This window comes from Mesorhizobium sp. USDA 4775 (assembly GCF_054062655.1).
In genome coordinates, this window is the sequence record NZ_JBSSFM010000002.1 from 213,501 (window position 1) to 233,836 (window position 20,336).

Consider the following 20,336-nt stretch of genomic DNA (forward strand, 5'->3'; position numbering starts at 1 on the left):
GCGAAAGGGTTCTGTCGCAAAGATCGAAACGGGACAAAGGATGGCAGGAATCCGGGTCGGCGTTCTATGCCGTGAGGATGGCGAACTGCTCGGCGATTGAGGGGCTGGGATTGTAGGCATACCTCGCCTGCCGTTTGCGCATCATGTGGATCATCTCGATGCCAGACAGGATAATTTCGGCGGTCGCCTTCGCCTTGAAGCCGAGCATGGAGCTGATGCGGCACTTGATCCGTCGATGATCCTGCTCAATGCGATTGTTGAGGTACTGGCTTTGGCGGGTGCGGATCGGCTTCAGCGATCGCCGCGATCGATCCCGCAAACGGCTTTCAGCATCGCAGGAAAGGATCGCCTCGTGATTTGTCTGGCTGCCGTCGATGACGATGCGATCCGGCCGGCCATGGCGCTCAAAGGCCTTGCGGAAGAAGCGTTTGGCTGCCGGCAGGTCACGGTTTTCGCTGAAGAAGAACTCGACCGTGTCGCCGACGCTGTCGATGGCGCGGTAGAGATACATCCACTTGCCGTGCACCTTGATGTAGGTCTCGTCCATGTGCCACTTCCCGGTGACGGTGCGCTTGCGCCGGTTGAAGCGCTCCAGCAGCTGCGGCGAGAAGTGCACGACCCAGCGATGCACGGTGGAATGATCGACGTTCAAGCCGCGCTCGGCCATCATCTCTTCCAGATCGCGAAGGCTGAGCTTGTAGGCCAAGTACCACCGTACGCACAGCAGGATCACGGATTGGTCGAACTGGCGGCCTTTGAACATTGCAACCTCCGAAATGGTTGTAGGATCCCTTGCCACTCGCGAGTAACAAAAACGTTGCAACACATCCGTTGCCATGCCGTACAAACACAACGCAGATCGTCGTCATCACGTGGGAAAGATGAAATTCAGGGTGACGAATTGGCGTGACTACGAAGCAGGTCTGCGCCGGCGTGGTAGCCTGAGCTTATGGGTAACGCCGGAGGCACTGGCGGGATGGCGCGCTCCGCGACGCAAGACCCGCGGCGGCCAAGCCCGGTATTCCGATCTCGCCATAGAGACAGCGCTGACGCTGGGTTGCGTCTTCGCAATGCGGCTGCGCCAAACCGAGGGATTGCTCCACTCGCTGCTGGATCTCATGCGGCTGAAAGTTCCAGTTCCAGATCATACGACGCTGAGCCGTCGGGCACAGAAGTGGGAGCCATCAGCCCGACGAAACCCGCCGCTGCCGGATGGCCCGCTGCATGTGCTTGTCGATAGCACGGGATTGAAAGTCTACGGCGCCGGGCAATGGCTGGAGCAGAAACATGCCACCAGATCACGTCGCAACTGGCGCAAGCTGCATCTGGCAGTGGATGCCAAAAGTGGCGCGATCATTGCCCAAAGGCTGACAGATCAGGACACGGATGATCCTTCCCAGGTGGCACCGCTGCTCGATCAGATCGACGGCGAGATCGACCAGTTCACAGCCGACGGAGCCTATGACGGCAAGCCAACCTATCGGTCTATCCTGCAGCACAGCGCAACCGCGAACATCGTCATTCCACCGCGTGCCACGGCGGTGGAAAGCGGTGATAGCGGACCGCCTGGTCAAAGGGACAAGCACATTGCCGCAATCGCAAGCGACGGTCGGCTGAAATGGCAGGCAGCCACCGGCTACGGCAAGCGGGCGCTGAGCGAAACAGCCATCGGACGATACAAGGGGCTGATCGGACGGCGCCTGCGAGCACGCTCTCTTCCGGCTCAACAGACCGAGGTTGCCATCGGTTGCATCGTTCTCAACCGCATGCTGGCATGGGCACGCCCGCAGTCTATCCGGCGTCAAGTCACGCAGGCATAACCAACTACATTAATGATCGAAATGCGTTCGATTTCATATCCGCGCACCAACGCCGGCCTTTGTGCGACCGGTGTTCGACACCGGGCATGAGGTCGCGCCTGGCGGCATCATAGGACCGGAGCTTTTCGGTGATCATGACCCGTGGTGTCCGCCCTTGAGCCTTCAGCAACTTGCGCATCAGACGCTTTGCCGCCTTGGCATTTCGGCGGCTTTGCACCAGCACTTCGAGGACGAAGCCGTCCTGATCGACGGCACGGCAGAGCCACTGCTTCTTGCCATTGATGGCCACCAAACATTCGTCGAGATGCCATTTGTCGCCCAGGCAGCCGGCTGACCGCTCGCTTGATCTCCCGGGCGAAATGCCGCCCGAATTTCTCCGCCCAGCTTCGAATGGTCTGATGCGTGACGATGATGCCGCGGGCCGCCAACATGTCCTCAACCATGCGCAGGCTGAGCGGAAAGCGAAAGTAGAGACATACCGCGTGCGCAATGATCTCGGCGGGAAAGCGGTGGCGACGATAAAGCGGATCACGAGCAACTTCTGACATGGCCCATGTTCGCACATCTTCATCAGCCGTCGGTTAACTTTACGGTGCCCTCAACTACACTCCATAAAATCAAAATTTGTCTTGCATTCTATGGGGCGTCCGCAGATGCACCAACGCTGCGGCATGCCCTAAATCGTCACCTGGGTTCCGATCTCGACCACGCGCCCGGTCGGGATCTGGAAATACTCCGTCGCATCGGCTGCCGTGCGCGCCAGTCCGATGAACAGCTTGTCCTGCCACACCGGCATGCCGGAATTGGGCGACGCCTTGAGCGAGCGCCGCGACAGGAAGAACGACGTGGTCATGATATCGAACTTCCAGCCCTGCTTGTGGCAGATCGCCAGCGCGCGTGGAATGTTGGGCTGTACCATATAACCGAATGTCAGCGTCACCCGCATGAACAGCTCGTTGATATGCTCCATATTGACGCGTTCGCTGTCGGGCACCACCGGCTGCGGCGCCGTCACGACGGAAAGGATGACGTTCTGCTCATGCAGCACCTTGTAGTGCTTCAGGCTGTGCATCAGCGCGGTCGGCGCGCTTTGCGGATCGCTGGTCAGGAAAACCGCCGTGCCGGATACCAGCTGCGGCTTCTTCTTCAAAAGATTGCCGGCAAGGAAATCGAGCGAGATCTCGTTCCTGCGGGTCTTTTCGAACAGATACCTGGTGCCTCTTATCCAGGTCCACATGGTCATCACGACCACCGCGGCAACGGCAAGCGAAGCCCAGCCGCCTTCGAACACCTTGACAATGTTGGCTGCAAAGAAGCCGATGTCGATGAAGGCAAACAGCGCCGTCAATCCTGCCGCGACGCCAAATGGCCATTTCCAGATGCGCCGCATGACCACATAGAGCAGCACCGTCGTCACCAGCATGTTGCCGGTCACCGAAATACCGTATGCTGAGGCCAGCTTGCTGGATTCGCCAAAGCCGACCACCAGCAGTATCACCACCAGTGCCAGCAGCAGGTTGATTCGCGGCAAGTAGATCTGGCCTGACTGTTTTTCCGACGTATGCTGGATCACGAAACGCGGCAGCATGTTGAGCTGCACCGCTTGTCTGGTCAGCGAGAAAGCGCCGGAAATCACCGCTTGGCTGGCGATCACGGTCGCGGCGGTTGCCAGCACCACCATCGGGATCAGCATCCATCCCTCGTTCATCTCGAAGAACGGATGGCCGACGACGCCGCCATGCGCCAGCACGAAGGCTCCCTGTCCGGCATAGTTGAGCAGCAGGCAAGGAAACACGATCGCCAGCCAGGCGATCACGATCGGCTTGCGGCCGAAATGGCCGAGATCGGCATAAAGCGCCTCGGCGCCGGTGACAGCCAGGAAGACGGCACCGATGGTCACGAAAGAAACGTCGGGCGAGTTGATCAGGAAGGCGACGATATAATGTGGACTGACTGCCAGCAGGATTTCCGGATCGTCGATGATGTGGTTGAGGCCGGAAAGCCCGATGGCCAGAAACCATACGGCGGTCACCGGGCCGAACACCAGGCCCACGCCGCCCGTACCGAAGCGCTGCACCGCGAACACCATGGCGAGGATGACCAGTGTCAGCGGCACCACATAGGGCTGGAACGCGGGGGTAACGACATTCATGCCCTCGACCGCCGACAGCACCGAGATCGCCGGCGTGATGACGGCATCGCCGAAAAACAGCGAGGCGCCGACGATGCCGATGCCCAGGATCAGCGCCGAGCGCTTCGGGAAACCGCCGCGCGCCAAAGCCATCAGCGACAGCACCCCGCCCTCGCCGCGGTTGTCGGCGCGCAGCACGAACATGATGTATTTTACTGTGACTGTGATGGTGAGCGACCAGATAATCAGCGACAGCACGCCGAGAATATCGCCGCGCTCGGCAACATTGCCACCGGACGAAGCATGCAATGCCTCACGGAATGCATAGATCGGGCTGGTGCCGATGTCGCCATAGACGACGCCGAGCGCGCCCAGCATCAGAACCTTGGTGCTGTGCTGTTCGATCTCGGGATGGCTCGATTGTTCGACGGGTTCTGCCTCACTACCAGCATTGGTAAGGGCCATGGGCGACACTCCGGTAAGCGCGCGGTGCTCTACGCTTGCTGCGATGCAATATCAAGTGCCGCCACGGTATGGTAGCCAATGCCGGCATTGCGAGTTCTCCATCGGCTTAGCAGGCTCATCAGCCTCGAAGCCAGCGTGGGACCTTTGTGAGACCATGCCGAAGCTGCGGGAGTAACGAAGCCCCGAGCCAGTATCGGAACGTATAAGACTGCCCACATTGTGGAGCAGAATTGGCTGCACGTGCCGCCCACTTACTCAACTTCGCGCAACCGATAACCAAACGCCGGTTTAGGTGGTGATCTAGCGCGGCTGCCGCGATTACCCCATGTAATTACCGACGAAGGATTGCTAGCGGCGAACTCATGCTGGTCGGCAACGCGATACTGGCTGGAGCATCAGGTTGGCCGACGAGAGCGGCCCACCAAGTTGGGCAGGATCGGCCGACACGGTCGACATCGCGCCGCTCTGACAAGAGCACAGCGGGCACCCAGACACTGCCGGGTTGACTATGGGTGTCGGAACCGCGAAAAGGGGCCGCTCTTCATGAGTGGCGTGCGCCGGCAGTCTAACCCCAAGCCCCCCGCCCAGGCTGCCGGCGCGCTTCTAAAGCAGTTCCTGCGAACAATGAATCGATTGTGATGTGACGTCGAGCGGCGTTGGTGCATGGATCCGTGTCAACGGTTTGGCGATAGGCAGGCAGGATCGAAATCAGCTTGATACGAGTTGCCATGCCGTACAAACACAACGCCGATCGTCGTCATCACGTCGGAAAGATGAAATTCAGGGTGACGAATTGGCGTGACTACGAAGCAGGTCTGCGCCGGCGTGGTAGCCTGACCTTATGGGTAACGCCGGAGGCACTGGCGGGATGGCGCGCTCCGCGACGCAAGACCCGCGGCGGCCAAGCCCGGTATTCCGATCTCGCCATTGAGACAGCGCTGACGCTGGGTTGCGTCTTCGCAATGCGGCTGCGCCAAACCGAGGGATTGCTCCACTCGCTGCTGGATCTCATGCGGCTGAAAGTTCCAGTTCCAGATCATACGACGCTGAGCCGTCGGGCACAGAAGTGGGAGCCATCAGCCCGACGAAACCCGCCGCTGCCGGACGCCCCGCTGCATGTGCTTGTCGATAGCACGGGATTGAAAGTCTACGGCGCCGGGCAATGGCTGGAGCAGAAACATGCCACCAGATCACGTCGCAACTGGCGCAAGCTGCATCTGGCAGTGGATGCCAAAAGTGGCGCGATCATTGCCCAAAGGCTGACAGATCAGGACACGGATGATCCTTCCCAGGTGGCACCGCTGCTCGATCAGATCGACGGCGAGATCGACCAGTTCACAGCCGACGGAGCCTATGACGGCAAGCCAACCTATCGGTCTATCCTGCAGCACAGCGCAACCGCGAACATCGTCATTCCACCGCGTGCCACGGCGGTGGAAAGCGGTGATAGCGGACCGCCTGGTCAAAGGGACAAGCACATTGCCGCAATCGCAAGCGACGGTCGGCTGAAATGGCAGGCAGCCACCGGCTACGGCAAGCGGGCGCTGAGCGAAACAGCCATCGGACGATACAAGGGGCTGATCGGACGGCGCCTGCGAGCACGCTCTCTTCCGGCTCAACAGACCGAGGTTGCCATCGGTTGCATCGTTCTCAACCGCATGCTGGCATGGGCACGCCCGGAGTCTATCCGGCGTCAAGTCACGCAGGCATAACCAACTACATTAATGATCGAAATGCGTTCGATTTCATATCCGCGCACCAACGCCCCTGCCGATCCTTTCCAGCGTGATCAGCTGGGAGGAGATCGAGCAGCAATATGACGAGATGGTCAAATACACCGCCGCCATGCAGACCAGAACGGCGGACCCGGAGGCCATCCTGCGGCGGTTTGCCCGCGCCGAGGTGATGCATCCCACCTACAAAGCGTTGAGCGAGCTCGGCCGCGCGGTCAAGACGATATTCCTGTGCCGCTATCTTCGCCAGGAATCGTTCCGTCGAGAAATCCACGAGGGGCTGAATGTCGTCGAGAACTGGAACAGCGCCAATGGCTTTGTGTTCTTCGGCAAGGGCGGCGAGATTGCCATCAACCGAGTCGATGAACAGGAAATCTCTGCCCTGGCTTTGCACCTGCTGCAAGCTTCACTGGTGTACGTGAACACACGCATGCTCCAGACCGTGCTGGTGGAACCGAAATGGGCCGGCCGGATGGCACCGGAAGACTATCGCGGCCTCACGCCGCTCATCTACAGTCACGTCAATCCTTATGGCCGTTTCGATCTCGACTTGAATAGTCGGATCGACTTTGATCGGCTGGCCGCATAATTTTTGGAGATGCCAATGGTCAAGATTGCTGAAGCATGCCTGAATGTTCTCTACCAGCACGGGTTGTCGTCGGCACAGTTCCAATTCTGCTTCGAGAGAGCAAAGCATGATCTCTTGGCCGATGGCATGGCCTGCGACGCCATTGTTGCTGAGGTTATGCAGTCCATGGACGATCATCCGGACGCGGCAACCTTGTTCGGATTGCTGCTGGATGAGGCCCGAATGGGCATCGAGAATGACAGCCCATATGGAAAGGCCTTCCTGGAGAATGCGGAGAAGGCGATCAAGGCTCACATTGCTGCCGGCGCTGGCGAGCCGCTTCACCGTTTGAAAATTGCTGGCTTGTATCGGCGTGCCAGTCTGCCGTGCCAGACATACTGATGCTCGACCCGGTTGGGGAAAATTCCACCGACGAGATCCCGATGCCGGATCTTGATGGCGCGCTTGCCGTTTTAGCGGCAGAAGTTGAAGCTGAAGGCGGTGGCGCGTATGAGTTATTCAATGGCCTGGATGAGATGTCGGCAGGAATGCCGGAGGAGGTCAAAGCCGCGTTTGTCCATCATCTTTTGAGTCTCGACAATCCCTTTCTGGAGCGCTGTGCGCTGTATTGGCTGGCCTCCGGCACAGCATTGACGCGAGAGGCAGTGGCCGCCGGCCTACGAGAAAGGCTCATGCGCGGGAAGCTGGAGCCTGAAACTGCATCCTATTTGCCGATCATTCGCGGCTGGTTGCCAGCGACTGCCGCCCGGGCGGCTATCGATGACATCGGCAAGTTGGCTCGGCGAAAAGGTCTTGCAGAGGCCTCCAATCAAAACAGAGCGGAGCCGATCATCACCGACATCATGGCGACCACCGCTGACGGTGTTGGAGCGCAAGGCCTGACGTTTGTGGGAAAACTGCAAGCTCGAACATTTGTCGCGATGATCCTGTTAAAGACTGGATACGGCATCAAGGATGCCTTTGTCATTCATTGCCGTTCAAAGCGCGAGGCAAACAGCATTGTCTCTTATGCCTGCCAGGAAGCAAACAGCGTCAAGATAGATCGAATGACCGCCGAACTGCTGCTGGAGGCGGCTCTGGCGGAGGGGATGGAAAACGGCCACCCACCGGCGCCAGGCTTCATTGACGTCATGGAGGCTTGCTGCCTGAGCCAATTGCGGCCCCAGGAAAGGGATCTGCAGGCTTTGCTGGATCACGTCGATCCGCAAAAGGAGATCCAGAATGCGACAGCGGCACAACTGGATCGGATGCTCCGCAATGAGCCCGCACTGGATGCGCTCGTCCCGTTCACCGATAGCTGGTTTGAAGACACAGGAGAAACACGCGGCATCCTCCAGGGATCTCGCTCAGTGCGGACTGTTGAAAAAAGGATCTGGGCCTTTCTCGAGGGCCGGCGAGACATTTGGGCGAGACGATTTCTGCAAACCGCGATCATTCTCAAATCGGCCAAAAAGGAACGGATGTCAAAAGCACTGGTAGCCGCAACCTTCGCGCTGATGCACAAGCATCCTCTACAGGACATCCCGCTCGTGGAAGATATCGTTATGACTACACTGGACGCAGGCGGCGGATCTCTGTTGTGAGTATTTTGAGTATACCCATCATGAACATTGTCAATGAACAGGTCGCGGTCGTGGTTTCCTGTTTATTTTGGGTCCAAAACGATATATTGAACAAATTGACACGATGGCACACCCAAATTGAACAGTTCGCATGGTTAGGACATGGCTCGTATCGGATATGCCCGTACATCCACAACAGACCAGAACCTCGCCGCGCAAATCGCCGCGCTCAGGAACGCCGGCTGCGAGGTCATCCGCGAGGAGCAGAAAAGTGGTGCCTCGCTCGAAGGCCGGCCGCAGCTGATGACCATTCTTGACTTTATCCATGCCGGCGAAACCCTTGTCATCACCCGCATCGACCGGCTGGCCAGATCGTTGCGAGATCTTCAGGTGGTAGTCGACCGACTCAAGGCCAAGGGCGCGCATCTGGTGGCCACCGAGCAGCCCGTCGATACCTCCACAGCTGCCGGGAAGGCGTTCTTCGACATGCTCGGCGTCTTCGCGGAGTTCGAAACTAACCTGCGGCGCGAGCGGCAGGCTGAGGGTATCGCCGCTGCCAGGAACCGTGGCATCTACAAAGGTCGCCCACCGAAGATTGACCGAGCAGAAATCCTGCTTCGCCTCCAAAAGGGTCAGGGACCCAGCAAGATCGCCCGCGATCTCGCCATATCACGTGGCACGGTCTATCAGGTACGCAACGGTGCTTCCGAATGAGCAAAGCCAACCGCATCACCCGTTTAACATCCGCCGCCTGCGAGCAGATTCAGGCCCGCATGCTTGAGGCTTGCAGACAGATCGCCTCAGATCACGGACTGGTCATCGAAAGTACCGGGTGGCGTGGCCTGGAACCTGGCTTCTCATTCGAACCAGCATTCCGCATCAGTATAACCGCGCCAGACGGCAAGACGCTCAATCTGGATAAGGAGATGTTCGCCCTGCTGGCCGAACAGTACGGCCTGGAGGCTGCTGACTTCGAACGCGAGTTTATCGCTGGTGGCGAGCGTTTCCGGATCACCGGCATTGATCCACGAAGACCTAAATATCCCATCTCCGTCGAGCGTATCCCCGATCGCCGCGGCTTCAAGTTCACCGCCGACAATGTTGCCATGTTGCTCAAAGCTCAGGTCAAACCCTGACGTTCACCAATCGTTCTTCAACTTGGCCAAAATCCCAGCTTCGAGCCGACAGGGCCTTGTTGAGCACGTTGGCTGTCTTGTGCACCCAGCACCGCTGGTGCTTGGTGCGGGAAGGACCTCATCGAGCGCGCTCCAGAAGCCAAGCGCGCCGTCGCCGACGGCAAGATCGGGCGCGATTTGCAGGCCACGACGCTTCACGTCGACCAGCAGCTCGCGCCAGCTCTGCGCACTCTCACGAATCCCTGTCTGGAAGGCACCGTAAAGTTAACCGACGGCTGATGAAGATGTGCGAACATTGGCCATGTCAGAAGTTGCTCGTGATCCGCTTTATCGTCGCCACCGTTTTCCCGCCGAGATCATTGCGCACGCGGTATGGCTCTACTTTCGCTTTCCGCTCAGCCTGCGCATGGTTGAGGACATGTTGGCGGCCCGCGGCATCATCGTCACGCATCAGACCATTCGAAGCTGGGCGGAGAAATTCGGGCGGCATTTCGCCCGGGAGATCAAGCGACGGTCAGCCGGCTGCCTGGGCGACAAATGGCATCTCGACGAATGTGTGGTGGCCATCAATGGCAAGAAGCAGTGGCTCTGGCGTGCCGTCGATCAGGACGGCTTCGTCCTCGAAGTGCTGGTGCAAAGCCGCCGAAATGCCAAGGCGGCAAAGCGTCTGATGCGCAAGTTGCTGAAGGCTCAAGGGCGGACACAACGGGTCATGATCACCGACAAGCTCCGGTCCTATGATGCCGCCAGGCGCGACCTCATGCCCGGTGTCGAACACCGGTCGCACAAAGGCCTCAATAATTGAGCGGAAAATTCGCACCAGCCGACCCGACGACGCGAAAGGACCATGAAACGCTTCAAGTCGGCACGCCAGCTTCAGCGGTTCGTTTCCATCCATGATCCGATTGCCAACCTGTTCCACTTTCCCCGCAATACGCTGTCATCGGCTCAACATCGAGACCTGCGCAACGCCGCCATGCAAATCTGGAACAAAATCGCGTGTCTCGCCGCAGCGTGACAGCCGTCCCGGCCAGCTATCGCTGCATCAATCCGCTGATAACTTTACAGTGCCGCCGCATCAGCTCCATGCTCGGCTTCAAGGCGAAGGCGACCGCCGAAATTATCCTGTCTGGCATCGAGATGATCCACATGATGCGCAAACGGCAGGCGAGGTATGCCTACAATCCCAGCCCCTCAATCGCCGAGCAGTTCGCCATCCTCACGGCATAGAACGCCGACCCGGATTCCTGCCATCCTTTGTCCCGTTTCGATCTTTGCGACAGAACCGTTCCATGTCATAGTCCGCTTACCGAAAGGTTTGCGACAGAGCCCGCAGGGAACGCGAGCGCTTTACGCTGGTTCGCCTCCGCCATTTGATCATACCGATTGTCGTGACAAGACCTGTCCAAGCCCTTCCCCCCACTCGGGAGGATGCGCTTAATCAGGATTGAAGTCCACTATGGCTGGAGCAGAGCGCCACCATATTGCGCCCACAGATGTTCGCAATCCCATATCCTCAAGCTTGGCGTTCCAGGTTTGCCGTATAGGACCAATGCGCCGTGAACGTCGTAGCCAAGCACCGACGCGTTGGCGACGAACTGAATTGCGCGCCCCAAGCTGATGGCGCCGATCCGGGTTTCGATCTTGCTGGTGAGATCGATCACGCCGAAGATTTCAGCGTCTGCGCCTCTACCGGCCAAAACAGCCGACGAGATCGCATCGTCCAAGGCAAGCAGGATTGCGGAGTCCCCCCGTAAATGCCGCGTCCTCCGGCTTCTGCCGGACGCAGGAAAAATCAGCCAGCTTTGCTGAGGCTGCCAGCAGAGGACTTGCCAGTGCGGCGGTCTTGCTCGATCTCATAGTTGATCTTCTGGCCGTCAGTGAGGGTCGAGAGGCCGGCGCGTTCGACAGCGGAAATGTGAACGAAAACATCCTGACCGCCATTGTCGGGCTGGATAAATCCAAATCCCTTGGTGCTGTTGAACCACTTCACGGTCCCAGTCGCCATATGCGTATTCCCTGTAAAGTTCGCAACACGTTGTGGTTCGGCGATCATGCCGGGCTCGATCACGGCATAATGCAGTAAATGCGAAGGACCGCAAGTCGGGAGCGACCGCGCCGTGGTCAGCCGGCGAACGACAAAGCGGCAATCGCGAAAGTAGACAAAACTGGATGTGTTGCAACGTTTTTGTTACTCGCGAGTGGCAAGGGATCCTACAACCATTTCGGAGGTTGCAATGTTCAAAGGCCGCCAGTTCGACCAATCCGTGATCCTGCTGTGCGTACGGTGGTACTTGGCCTACAAGCTCAGCCTTCGCGATCTGGAAGAGATGATGGCCGAGCGCGGCTTGAACGTCGATCATTCCACCGTGCATCGCTGGGTCGTGCACTTCTCGCCGCAGCTGCTGGAGCGCTTCAACCGGCGCAAGCGCACCGTCACCGGGAAGTGGCACATGGACGAGACCTACATCAAGGTGCACGGCAAGTGGATGTATCTCTACCGCGCCATCGACAGCGTCGGCGACACGGTCGAGTTCTTCTTCAGCGAAAACCGTGACCTGCCGGCAGCCAAACGCTTCTTCCGCAAGGCCTTTGAGCGCCATGGCCGGCCGGATCGCATCGTCATCGACGGCAGCCAGACAAATCACGAGGCGATCCTTTCCTGCGATGCTGAAAGCCGTTTGCGGGATCGATCGCGGCGATCGCTGAAGCCGATCCGCACCCGCCAAAGCCAGTACCTCAACAATCGCATTGAGCAGGATCATCGACGGATCAAGTGCCGCATCAGCTCCATGCTCGGCTTCAAGGCGAAGGCGACCGCCGAAATTATCCTGTCTGGCATCGAGATGATCCACATGATGCGCAAACGGCAGGCGAGGTATGCCTACAATCCCAGCCCCTCAATCGCCGAGCAGTTCGCCATCCTCACGGCATAGAACGCCGACCCGGATTCCTGCCATCCTTTGTCCCGTTTCGATCTTTGCGACAGAACCATGGCAACTCGTATCAAGCTGATTTCGATCCTGCCTGCCTATCGCCAAACCGTTGACAAAGGATCCATGCACCAACGCTCATTGAAGCCCTCGAAATGGCCGATGAGGCCGCGCGCAATGGCGGGGAGGACATCAGCGAGATGGAGCAGATGATTCGGGCAATGCTCGCAAAACAACTCCTCTCCGTTATCGATCAAGCCGGCGGTCAAATTTCAAACTGAGACACTACCAACGCTTCAAGTCGGCACGCCAGCTTCAGCGGTTCGTTTCCATTCATGATCCGATTGCCAACCTGTTCCACTTTCCCCGCAATACGCTGTCATCGGCTCAACATCGAGACCTGCGTAACGCCGCCATGCAAATCTGGAACAAAATCGCGTGTCTCGCCGCAGCGTGACAGCCGTCCCGGCCAGCTATCGCTGCATCAATCCGCTGATAACTTTACAGTGCCATTGCAAGGCCCTTGCCGCCGATGTGGAGTCATCCCCGCGCTCGCGATGAAAAAGTACGCATCATCAATTACTTGCAGCCTCATCTCGGCAAGTGCTGCATGCCCTCCGAAATTCTGGCACGGCCTTTGCAGCGTAGTTCTCGAACCGCTTGAGGAGGCGGCAAGGGGACATCGGCAGACCGCCCATGTGACAGCAAACCAGCGAGGTTGGCGAAAGTGCTTGCGATGGCGACGCTGTGCCCGTACCTCCCGACGGCCCAGCGACATTTTTGAGGAGAACCACGATGAATATCCAGAACCAGAATTTCCTCGATAGCGAGCGCTGGCAAGGGCGCGCCTTCTTTGCCGATTGGGAGAAGACGGCCGCCGGCGTCATGGACGTGACCGACCCGGCGACCGGGGCGATAATCGCTTCGGTTGGTATCGGCGGCGCGGCCGATATTGCCCGTGCCGCATCGGAGGCGCGTGCCGCACAGAAGGCCTGGGCGAAGACCTTGCCGACCGACAGGGCGCGCATTCTTTCCAAGGCTGCGGACCTGCTCGAAGAGAACGGCGCGGAGCTCATCCCCTGGATCATGCGTGAGTCCGGATCGATCTATCCGAAGGCGGGCATCGAGATCGAACATGGTGCGCTGTTCATCCGCCATGCCGCATCGCTGGCCACGGCACCGATGGGAATGATGATTCCGGCCATGGACGACCGGACAAACTATGCCAAGCGCGTGCCGCATGGCGTTGTCGGCGTCATCTCACCGTTCAACTTTCCGCTTGTCCTCTCCGTGCGCTCGATTGCCGCGGCACTCGCCTTCGGCAATGCCGTGGTCCACAAGCCCGATCCGCGCACGCCGATCTCCGGCGGCATCATCATCGCCCGCATCTTCGAGGAGGCCGGCCTGCCGAAAGGCGTGCTGCAGGTCGTTCCGGGTGGCGCCGATGCCGGCGAGGCCATGTGCATCGACCCCAACATCGCGATGATCTCCTTTACAGGATCTGCGAGAGGCGGCTCGAAGGTCGCCGAGGTCGCGGGCCGGCATTTCAAGAAAGTGCAGCTGGAACTCGGCGGCAAGAATTCGCTGATCGTGCTCGACGATGCCGATGTCGACGTCGCCGCTTCGAACTCGGCCTGGGGGGCTTTCCTGCACCAGGGCCAGATCTGCATGGCGACAGGCCTGATCCTGGCCGACGAGAGGATCGCCGATGCGCTGACCGAAAAACTCGTCGTCAAAGCTGCCCATTTGCCGGCCGGCGACCCCTCGACCAATCAGGTGGCGCTTGGTCCGATCATCTCGGACGGTCAGGTGGCCGGTATCCAGGCGATCGTCGACGATGCCGTGGCCAGAGGGGCAAAGCTCCTGGCCGGCGGCACGCATGACGGCCGTTTCTACGCCGCGACCGTGCTTGCCGGCGTCAAACCCGGCATGCGGGCTTTCGATGAAGAAATCTTCGGCCCGGTGGCCTGCATCGCCACCTTCAAGACCGATGCAGAGGCGATCGAACTCACCAACAACAGCGATTACGGCCTCGCGGCCGGCGTGATCTCGTCCGATACCGGCCGTGCTCTCAGGATCGCCGATGAACTCGATGTCGGCATGGTCCATGTCAATGACCAGACGGTCAATGGCGGTCCCTTCGCGCCCTTCGGCGGACCGCGCAAATCCGGCAACGGCACCCGCATTGGTGGGCCGGCCGACATCGAGGAATTCACCACCTGGAAGTGGATTTCCGTCAAGGACGCCGCGACGCCCTATCCGTTCTGATCATTCCTACGATGGATGCGGGCGACGAGGCCCGCATCCGCTTATTCCCTTCATTTCGGAGACTGCCATGCAGATCAAAGCTGCGATTGCCCGCGCCGAGGGCGCCGACCTCGTCCTCGAAACCATCGATATCGAGGAACCCCGCGACAATGAAATCCTCGTGAAAGTCGTTGCCACCGGTGTCTGCCACACCGATATCGTCGTGCGTGATGGCATGTTGCCGACGCCGCTGCCCGTCGTGCTCGGCCATGAAGGCGCCGGCGTGGTCGAAAAGGTCGGCCGTGCCGTTTCGAAAGTCAAAGCCGGCGACAAGGTGGTGATGACCTTCAATTCCTGCGGCCATTGCCCGAGCTGCCAGGACCATCATGTCAGCTATTGCCACGAGTTCTTTCCGCGCAATTTCTTTGCCGCGCGCACCGACGGCACGAGCGCGCTTTCGGCCGGCGGCGAGCGCATACACGGCAACTTCTTCGGCCAGTCCTCCTTCGCCACCCACTCCATCTGCCATGAAGTCAATGTCGTCAAAGTGCCGGAGACGGCGCCGCTCGAACTGCTCGGGCCGCTGGCCTGCGGCATCCAGACCGGTGCGGGCGCGGTGATGAATGCACTCAAGGTCTCGGCCGGCAAGTCCTTTGCCGTGTTCGGCTCGGGTTCGGTCGGCTTGTCCGCCTTGATGGCAGCCAAAGTGGTGGGCGCGACGACCATCATTGCGGTGGACATGAACGACGAGCGGCTGGCCATGGCGCGGGAGCTCGGTGCCACGCATGTGATCAATCCGGGCAAGACAGATGCGACAGCCGAGACCATGGCGATCACCGGCCATGGGCTCAATTTCGCACTGGATACGACGGGGATCTCGAGCGTCATCCGCGCCGCGGTCATGGCACTTGCGCCGATGGGAACCTGCGGCATTCTTGGCGCCTCGGCCATGGGCACAGAGATCAAACTGGACGAAGTGCATTTCATGAGCGGCGGCCGCCGGCTGATGGGCATCGTCGAGGGCGAGTCCAATCCGGATACCTTCATTCCCATGCTGGCCGCACTACACGCACAGGGTCGCTTCCCTTTCGATAAGCTCGTGAAGTTCTACGACTTCGCCGAGATCAACCAGGCGATCCACGATTCCGAGAGCGGCAAGACCATCAAGCCGATCGTGCGCATGCAGTAGCCCGCCCATCCCATCCGACACTTCAGGGAGGAAACCATGTCGAAAGCCCAACTCGATTTTATTCTTGATATCAGCAGCCAGAACCCGCCGCCAGAGGATGCCACGCCTGCCATGATGCGGGCGTGGTTCGAGGGCATCAATGCCCAGATGCCGATCGCCGATGGCTCGATGATCGAGCGGGTGCTCGCCGGCCCATGCGGCGGCGACCTGATCCGCCGGGAGGAGACCGATGAGCGCAGCTTGGTCATCTACTATCACGGTGGCGGATTCTTCTTCGGCTCAAGCCGGTCGCATCGGGTGATCGCAACCCATCTCGCCCGGACATCGGGTGCTGCGGTGCTGGCAGCAGACTATCGGCTGGCGCCTGAATATCCGGCACCGGCTGCGCATGACGATGCGCTCGCCGTCTACAAATGGGCATTGGCGCGAGGTTGTGACCCGAGGGCGATCGCGCTGACTGGGGACAGCGCCGGCGGCAATCTCGCGCTTTCGGTCGCCGTCAGAGCGAAGAAGGAAGGCTTGCCGCAGCCCGGCGCGGTGGTGCTGATGTCGCCCGCGCTCGACTTCGCAGGCGAAGGCGTTTCGCATCATTCCGTACCCGATGCGCCGCTTCTGACGCCGCAGCTCATGGAACTTTTCAACATGGTCTATGTCGGCACTGGCGATCGCAAGTCGGAGCTGGTGACGCCTTTCTACAGCGATTTTACCGGCTTGCCGCCGACGCTGGTGCAGGTCGGTTCCTGGGAGATCCTGCGCGACGATTCGGTGACAGTCGTCGAGCGGCTCAAGGCCGCGGGCGTATGCGCCGAACTCAAGATCTTCGACGGCATGGTGCATTCCTGGCAGCTCTTCGCGCCGATGCTCGACGAGGGCATGCAATCAATCGAGGAAGCCGGCGGCTTTCTCCGCGAGCATCTGCGATCCGGGTAATGTCACGTTATCTGGCTCTGACCGCGCTGAGGCCTGTATGGCGGATGTCAGTTGCCCCCGGTGACGACTTTCCACTCTGCCATGGCTTGCAGGCGGTGAAGATGGATCTGAATGGCGCGTAAAGTTAACCGACGGCTGATGAAGATGTGCGAACATGGGCCATGTCAGAAGTTGCTCGTGATCCGCTTTATCGTCGCCACCGCTTTCCCGCCGAGATCATTGCGCACGCGGTATGGCTCTACTTTCGCTTTCCGCTCAGCCTGCGCATGGTTGAGGACATGTTGGCGGCCCGCGGCATCATCGTCACGCATCAGACCATTCGAAGCTGGGCGGAGAAATTCGGGCGGCATTTCGCCCGGGAGATCAAGCGACGGTCAGCCGGCTGCCTGGGCGACAAATGGCATCTCGACGAATGTGTGGTGGCCATCAATGGCAAGGAGCAGTGGCTCTGGCGTGCCGTCGATCAGGACGGCTTCGTCCTCGAAGTGCTGGTGCAAAGCCGCCGAAATGCCAAGGCGGCAAAGCGTCTGATGCGCAAGTTGCTGAAGGCTCAAGGGCGGACACCACGGGTCATGATCACCGACAAGCTCCGGTCCTATGATGCCGCCAGGCGCGACCTCATGCCCGGTGTCGAACACCGGTCGCACAAAGGCCTCAATAATCGAGCGGAAAATTCGCACCAGCCGACCCGACGACGCGAAAGGACCATGAAACGCTTCAAGTCGGCACGCCAGCTTCAGCGGTTCGTTTCCATTCATGATCCGATTGCCAACCTGTTCCACTTTCCCCGCAATACGCTGTCATCGGCTCAACATCGAGACCTGCGTAACGCCGCCATGCAAATCTGGAACAAAATCGCGTGTCTCGCCGCAGCGTGACAGCCGTCCCGGCCAGCTATCGCTGCATCAATCCGCTGATAACTTTACAGTGCCGTTGCAACAAAACCCGAAATGTCGCCCTTTGAAATCATCTTTCGACCGGAGCTTCAGCTTCTCGGCAATGGTATTCAGAATCACAGGCTCGCTCCACAAATTCGAAGCGAGAATTTCTCCGGCGAGCGTCAACAGACGGTTAACTAAGAAAATTTGCGACAGGCCCATATTCCATCCACCCACCATCGAGAACTGCAAGCAACTGCCATGCAAGCATGGCGCCAAATCGCGCGCGTTCACGCCGAATGAACCAAAGCCTCACTCCCAGATCGGTGCCGATCAGGGTGGTTGCAGCCGGTCCTGGAGTGCCCGCCGATTGGCAGCGAGGCCATTGAGGTTATTAAGGTGCTCCCGCTCCGGCCGTCTTTGTGCCAATCGTCCAACCAGTGCCCGCGTCGCGTCCAGCAGGAAGACGCCGCAATCAAAACCGTTTTCCTGCTGGGTCATGGAGGCTCGGACCAGGGTGGTGGCGCCAACCCTTGTTGCGAGCGCTGCTGCAACGGCGTGGTTGTGCCCCCCCGAGGAGTCGTAGTGATAGGCAACCGGGTGTTGTTGATTCCTGCGATCAACGAGCAGCAGCGACCAATGCCGGCCGCGGCGATTAGGATCAAAAGCATGGGCATCGTTCACTGGCATGAACAGGAAGTCGGCTGGCTCCCTTCCGCGCAAGATCCCCTCCCAGTGGTTGTTGTCGTGGGGGTTGTCCCGCAGATGCTGGGCTACGAGGGGATCCACGAGGCGCGTCCGAGCGGCCAGAACCGGATAGGTCGCCCGCAAGTCGCGCTCCAGGAGCCTGTAGTCCTCTATGATGTGGTCGCTGTTCAGCCATTGATCGTCCCCGAGCCAACCTACAGGGGGGTGATGGGTGAGATGAACACTCCCGTCCGACCGCTCGGCCGTGTAAAGGTGACTGTGGATCAAGAAGCGTGTCTGTGGAGCGAACCGGCTTGGCGCGAGCCCGTTGTTCTCCAGGATGCCGATCACAGTGCTTGAGGCCCGTTGGGAGCGGTGTCGCCAGCCACCAAATAGGTATCCAATCTCAGGCGGCTGGGGAGTTGATGGACCGGCAAAGGACGGTGGGCCGGCCCACGCCGGCGCAGAGTGAGCATCATCGCGCAGCTCGTGCGGTGTGGACGGCAAATCAACCAGAGATCCAAGCCCGCTGTAGATGTGTGACGACCGAGGCCTTGCAGCCGATGGTGGTGGCCCGGATCCTTGCATTACCTCATTGTAACTGTCCGCTGGAGACTGGCTAGATTCTTGCGGCCAACCCGACTGCGACGCCCACGAGCGGTCCCACCCCTCAGGTGGCCGCCCTCCGGCTTGATCCGCAGCGTCATGAATTGCGTCTTGATCGTAACTGTCCACTGGAGACTGGCCCGATTGTTGCGGCCAACCCGACCGCTCAGGCGGGTGCATTCCCCGCGCAGCGTTCTCAAGGCGTTGCTGGTAAGTCCGAAGCTGGTTTCTGACGCGGGGCCGCACTTGACCGCCTGGCGCGAGCCTCCGGAGATCAGACAGCCCCGTGCGGACCCTGGCGTGGGCGGCAGCGTATTGTGCCCCGTACTCTTGAAGGTCGTCGTTGATCGATTCGGCTTGATACCGAGAAGCGATGGATGGCCTCCTAAATTTTTTGAGCCACGCAGAAAACTGCCTAAGTGCCGGTGCATTCCCGTTTAGGGAATCGTAGCCCTCGGTCGCGAACTGCTCGAGGAGATCCTTGTCTTCGGGATAAGGAGGAGCGCGAAAAAGGGCTGGGTGGATTCCGGCGCGCCAATCCAGCACGACCTCCACGGCGACCCCCACGCCGCGCTTTGGGTCGCCAACCTCCTTCGCAAACGTCTCCGCAAGAGCAGTCAACTGACCAGGGTCATCAACGAGGCTGGCCACCGTTAAGCTGCGGGCCTGAAGCCAGACGCTGAACTTGCGCAGGGCGGCTACCCACTTCCCGACGGTAGAGGACTCAGAGACGGCGGAGTTTGTCGCCCTGGCCTCGTCCAGTGCCTCTCTCAGCAGGGAAAATAGGTGCTCGTCGGGGGTGATCGTGTGAGCCTCCGCGGCCGGGCGGCTGCGCTTGACGTAATCGGCGCGATACGTCGTCTTGACAACCTCCGGCTGGTGCATCTCGTCGTTCGACGTCTTCTTGCCGCTGCTTGGAACGAAGGCCTTCTTCACCGTTTTCAGCAACGATTTCAATCCCCCGCTTTTTTTCCGCTGGGGGGGGGCGATTGCCGGCTCGTCCGAGAAGGAGGAATAAGCCTCCGACGAAACGGCCGAATGCCTGGAGCGCGAGTGGCTCGAGGCTGCGTAAGAGGTGTCTATGCTGTGGCGCGCGCTGCTGATCTGGTTGTCCCGCAGGGAAGGCTGCCGCGGCATCCGCATTGACCCCCCAATGGACGTGCGCCGAATCGCACCATTGCCTGCATCAGCAGCGGAGCCGCCTAGGTTCAACTCGCTCAGCTGCCGCTCCAGGCCCAGTTGTTGCTCACGGTACTGCTGCATGTAATCGTCCGTTGTCCCCCCTATCCCTGTCAAACTCGCGACCCAAGGGTATATATCGGCGTTGGGATCATTTTGTTCGGAAGCGAAGTCGGGCCATGCCCGGCCAGTATTGTCCATAGCGGTCTCTCCGGTCGGGGATCCAGACAGGGTCGCGGATCCAGAAAGTA

At 59.7% G+C, this 20,336-nt stretch carries 18 protein-coding genes and 6 pseudogenes; 16 read left to right on the forward strand and 8 right to left on the reverse strand.

The annotated features are described in order from the left end of the window. Window positions 1-64: 64 nt before the first annotated feature. Window positions 65-763 carry an IS6 family transposase gene (locus tag ACVILI_RS32900; protein ID WP_457102787.1) on the reverse strand — a complete coding sequence of 233 codons (699 nt, stop codon included), beginning with the start codon at window positions 761-763 and terminating at the stop codon, window positions 65-67. 73 nt (window positions 764-836) lie between these two features. On the opposite strand from ACVILI_RS32900, the gene ACVILI_RS32905 reads away from it, so the two are divergent. Continuing rightward, window positions 837-1,820 (forward strand): IS5 family transposase, encoded by a 984-nt coding sequence (locus ACVILI_RS32905; RefSeq protein ID WP_457102788.1) that lies wholly within the window; start codon window positions 837-839, stop codon window positions 1,818-1,820. A 55-nt stretch (window positions 1,821-1,875) separates the two neighbouring features. On the opposite strand, the pseudogene ACVILI_RS32910 reads toward ACVILI_RS32905, so the two are convergent. Both ACVILI_RS32910 and ACVILI_RS32915 read right to left on the reverse strand, forming a co-directional pair. Then, window positions 1,876-2,368, reverse strand: a pseudogene (locus ACVILI_RS32910) (IS6 family transposase); the annotation flags it as partial. 128 nt (window positions 2,369-2,496) lie between these two features. After that, window positions 2,497-4,416, reverse strand: coding sequence for a potassium transporter Kup (locus ACVILI_RS32915; protein WP_038652234.1), 1,920 nt, complete (start codon window positions 4,414-4,416; stop codon window positions 2,497-2,499). Between the two features lie 728 nt (window positions 4,417-5,144). Here ACVILI_RS32915 and ACVILI_RS32920 point away from each other — a divergent pair. The 6 genes and pseudogenes from ACVILI_RS32920 to ACVILI_RS32945 all read left to right on the forward strand — a co-directional run bounded on the left by ACVILI_RS32920 (window position 5,145) and on the right by ACVILI_RS32945 (window position 9,436). After that, a complete protein-coding gene (locus ACVILI_RS32920; RefSeq protein WP_457102789.1) occupies window positions 5,145-6,128 on the forward strand; it encodes an IS5 family transposase in 984 nt (327 codons plus the stop codon). Between the two features lie 46 nt (window positions 6,129-6,174). Continuing rightward, window positions 6,175-6,738, forward strand: a pseudogene (locus tag ACVILI_RS32925) (Tn3 family transposase); the annotation flags it as partial. Between the two features lie 15 nt (window positions 6,739-6,753). Continuing rightward, complete coding sequence (locus tag ACVILI_RS32930; protein WP_240565481.1) at window positions 6,754-7,119, forward strand: hypothetical protein; 366 nt, start codon at window positions 6,754-6,756, stop codon at window positions 7,117-7,119. Then, window positions 7,119-8,321: a hypothetical protein gene (locus ACVILI_RS32935; protein ID WP_240565482.1), complete on the forward strand. Its 1,203-nt coding sequence runs from the start codon at window positions 7,119-7,121 to the stop codon at window positions 8,319-8,321. Before ACVILI_RS32930 ends, ACVILI_RS32935 begins: the two co-directional genes overlap by 1 nt. A 141-nt stretch (window positions 8,322-8,462) precedes the next feature. Next, on the forward strand, window positions 8,463-9,014 hold the full coding sequence (locus ACVILI_RS32940) for a recombinase family protein (RefSeq protein ID WP_014330244.1): 552 nt from the start codon (window positions 8,463-8,465) through the stop codon (window positions 9,012-9,014). Next, a complete protein-coding gene (locus ACVILI_RS32945) occupies window positions 9,011-9,436 on the forward strand; it encodes a hypothetical protein (protein ID WP_014342038.1) in 426 nt (141 codons plus the stop codon). Before ACVILI_RS32940 ends, ACVILI_RS32945 begins: the two co-directional genes overlap by 4 nt. A 55-nt stretch (window positions 9,437-9,491) precedes the next feature. Here the strand turns inward: ACVILI_RS32945 and ACVILI_RS32950 are convergent. Continuing rightward, window positions 9,492-9,688: pseudogene (locus tag ACVILI_RS32950) on the reverse strand (transposase); the annotation flags it as partial. 49 nt (window positions 9,689-9,737) lie between these two features. On the opposite strand from ACVILI_RS32950, the pseudogene ACVILI_RS32955 reads away from it, so the two are divergent. Then, a pseudogene (locus ACVILI_RS32955) lies at window positions 9,738-10,454 on the forward strand (IS6 family transposase). A gap of 53 nt (window positions 10,455-10,507) precedes the next feature. Next, window positions 10,508-10,666: pseudogene (locus tag ACVILI_RS32960) on the forward strand (IS6 family transposase); the annotation flags it as partial. 227 nt (window positions 10,667-10,893) lie between these two features. On the opposite strand, the gene ACVILI_RS32965 reads toward ACVILI_RS32960, so the two are convergent. Continuing rightward, window positions 10,894-11,163 (reverse strand): hypothetical protein, encoded by a 270-nt coding sequence (locus tag ACVILI_RS32965; protein ID WP_240565542.1) that lies wholly within the window; start codon window positions 11,161-11,163, stop codon window positions 10,894-10,896. A gap of 68 nt (window positions 11,164-11,231) precedes the next feature. Beyond that, window positions 11,232-11,444: a cold-shock protein gene (locus ACVILI_RS32970; RefSeq protein ID WP_019863204.1), complete on the reverse strand. Its 213-nt coding sequence runs from the start codon at window positions 11,442-11,444 to the stop codon at window positions 11,232-11,234. Between the two features lie 229 nt (window positions 11,445-11,673). Here ACVILI_RS32970 and ACVILI_RS32975 point away from each other — a divergent pair, with 229 nt between their 5' ends. The 7 genes and pseudogenes from ACVILI_RS32975 to ACVILI_RS33005 all read left to right on the forward strand — a co-directional run bounded on the left by ACVILI_RS32975 (window position 11,674) and on the right by ACVILI_RS33005 (window position 17,613). Beyond that, a complete protein-coding gene (locus tag ACVILI_RS32975; RefSeq protein ID WP_457102787.1) occupies window positions 11,674-12,372 on the forward strand; it encodes an IS6 family transposase in 699 nt (232 codons plus the stop codon). 152 nt (window positions 12,373-12,524) lie between these two features. Further along, window positions 12,525-12,650: a hypothetical protein gene (locus tag ACVILI_RS32980; RefSeq protein ID WP_276315588.1), complete on the forward strand. Its 126-nt coding sequence runs from the start codon at window positions 12,525-12,527 to the stop codon at window positions 12,648-12,650. Then, window positions 12,650-12,826, forward strand: a pseudogene (locus tag ACVILI_RS32985) (IS6 family transposase); the annotation flags it as partial. The gene ACVILI_RS32980 and the pseudogene ACVILI_RS32985, both read left to right, overlap by 1 nt. 338 nt (window positions 12,827-13,164) lie before the next feature. Next, window positions 13,165-14,637 (forward strand): benzaldehyde dehydrogenase, encoded by a 1,473-nt coding sequence (locus ACVILI_RS32990; protein ID WP_038644990.1) that lies wholly within the window; start codon window positions 13,165-13,167, stop codon window positions 14,635-14,637. Window positions 14,638-14,704: 67 nt separating this feature from the next. After that, window positions 14,705-15,805, forward strand: coding sequence for an NAD(P)-dependent alcohol dehydrogenase (locus ACVILI_RS32995; RefSeq protein ID WP_038644992.1), 1,101 nt, complete (start codon window positions 14,705-14,707; stop codon window positions 15,803-15,805). 36 nt (window positions 15,806-15,841) lie between these two features. Further along, on the forward strand, window positions 15,842-16,735 hold the full coding sequence (locus tag ACVILI_RS33000) for an alpha/beta hydrolase (RefSeq protein ID WP_038644994.1): 894 nt from the start codon (window positions 15,842-15,844) through the stop codon (window positions 16,733-16,735). Between the two features lie 161 nt (window positions 16,736-16,896). Next, window positions 16,897-17,613 carry an IS6 family transposase gene (locus ACVILI_RS33005; protein ID WP_457102790.1) on the forward strand — a complete coding sequence of 239 codons (717 nt, stop codon included), beginning with the start codon at window positions 16,897-16,899 and terminating at the stop codon, window positions 17,611-17,613. Window positions 17,614-17,640: 27 nt separating this feature from the next. On the opposite strand, the gene ACVILI_RS33010 is transcribed toward ACVILI_RS33005, so the two are convergent. Both ACVILI_RS33010 and ACVILI_RS33015 read right to left on the reverse strand, forming a co-directional pair. Further along, entirely contained in the window at window positions 17,641-17,907 is a 267-nt protein-coding gene (locus ACVILI_RS33010; RefSeq protein ID WP_143019600.1) for a hypothetical protein, read from the reverse strand. A gap of 39 nt (window positions 17,908-17,946) precedes the next feature. Continuing rightward, window positions 17,947-20,169, reverse strand: coding sequence for a Ulp1 family isopeptidase (locus ACVILI_RS33015; protein ID WP_240565487.1), 2,223 nt, complete (start codon window positions 20,167-20,169; stop codon window positions 17,947-17,949). Between the last annotated feature and the right edge of the window lie 167 nt (window positions 20,170-20,336).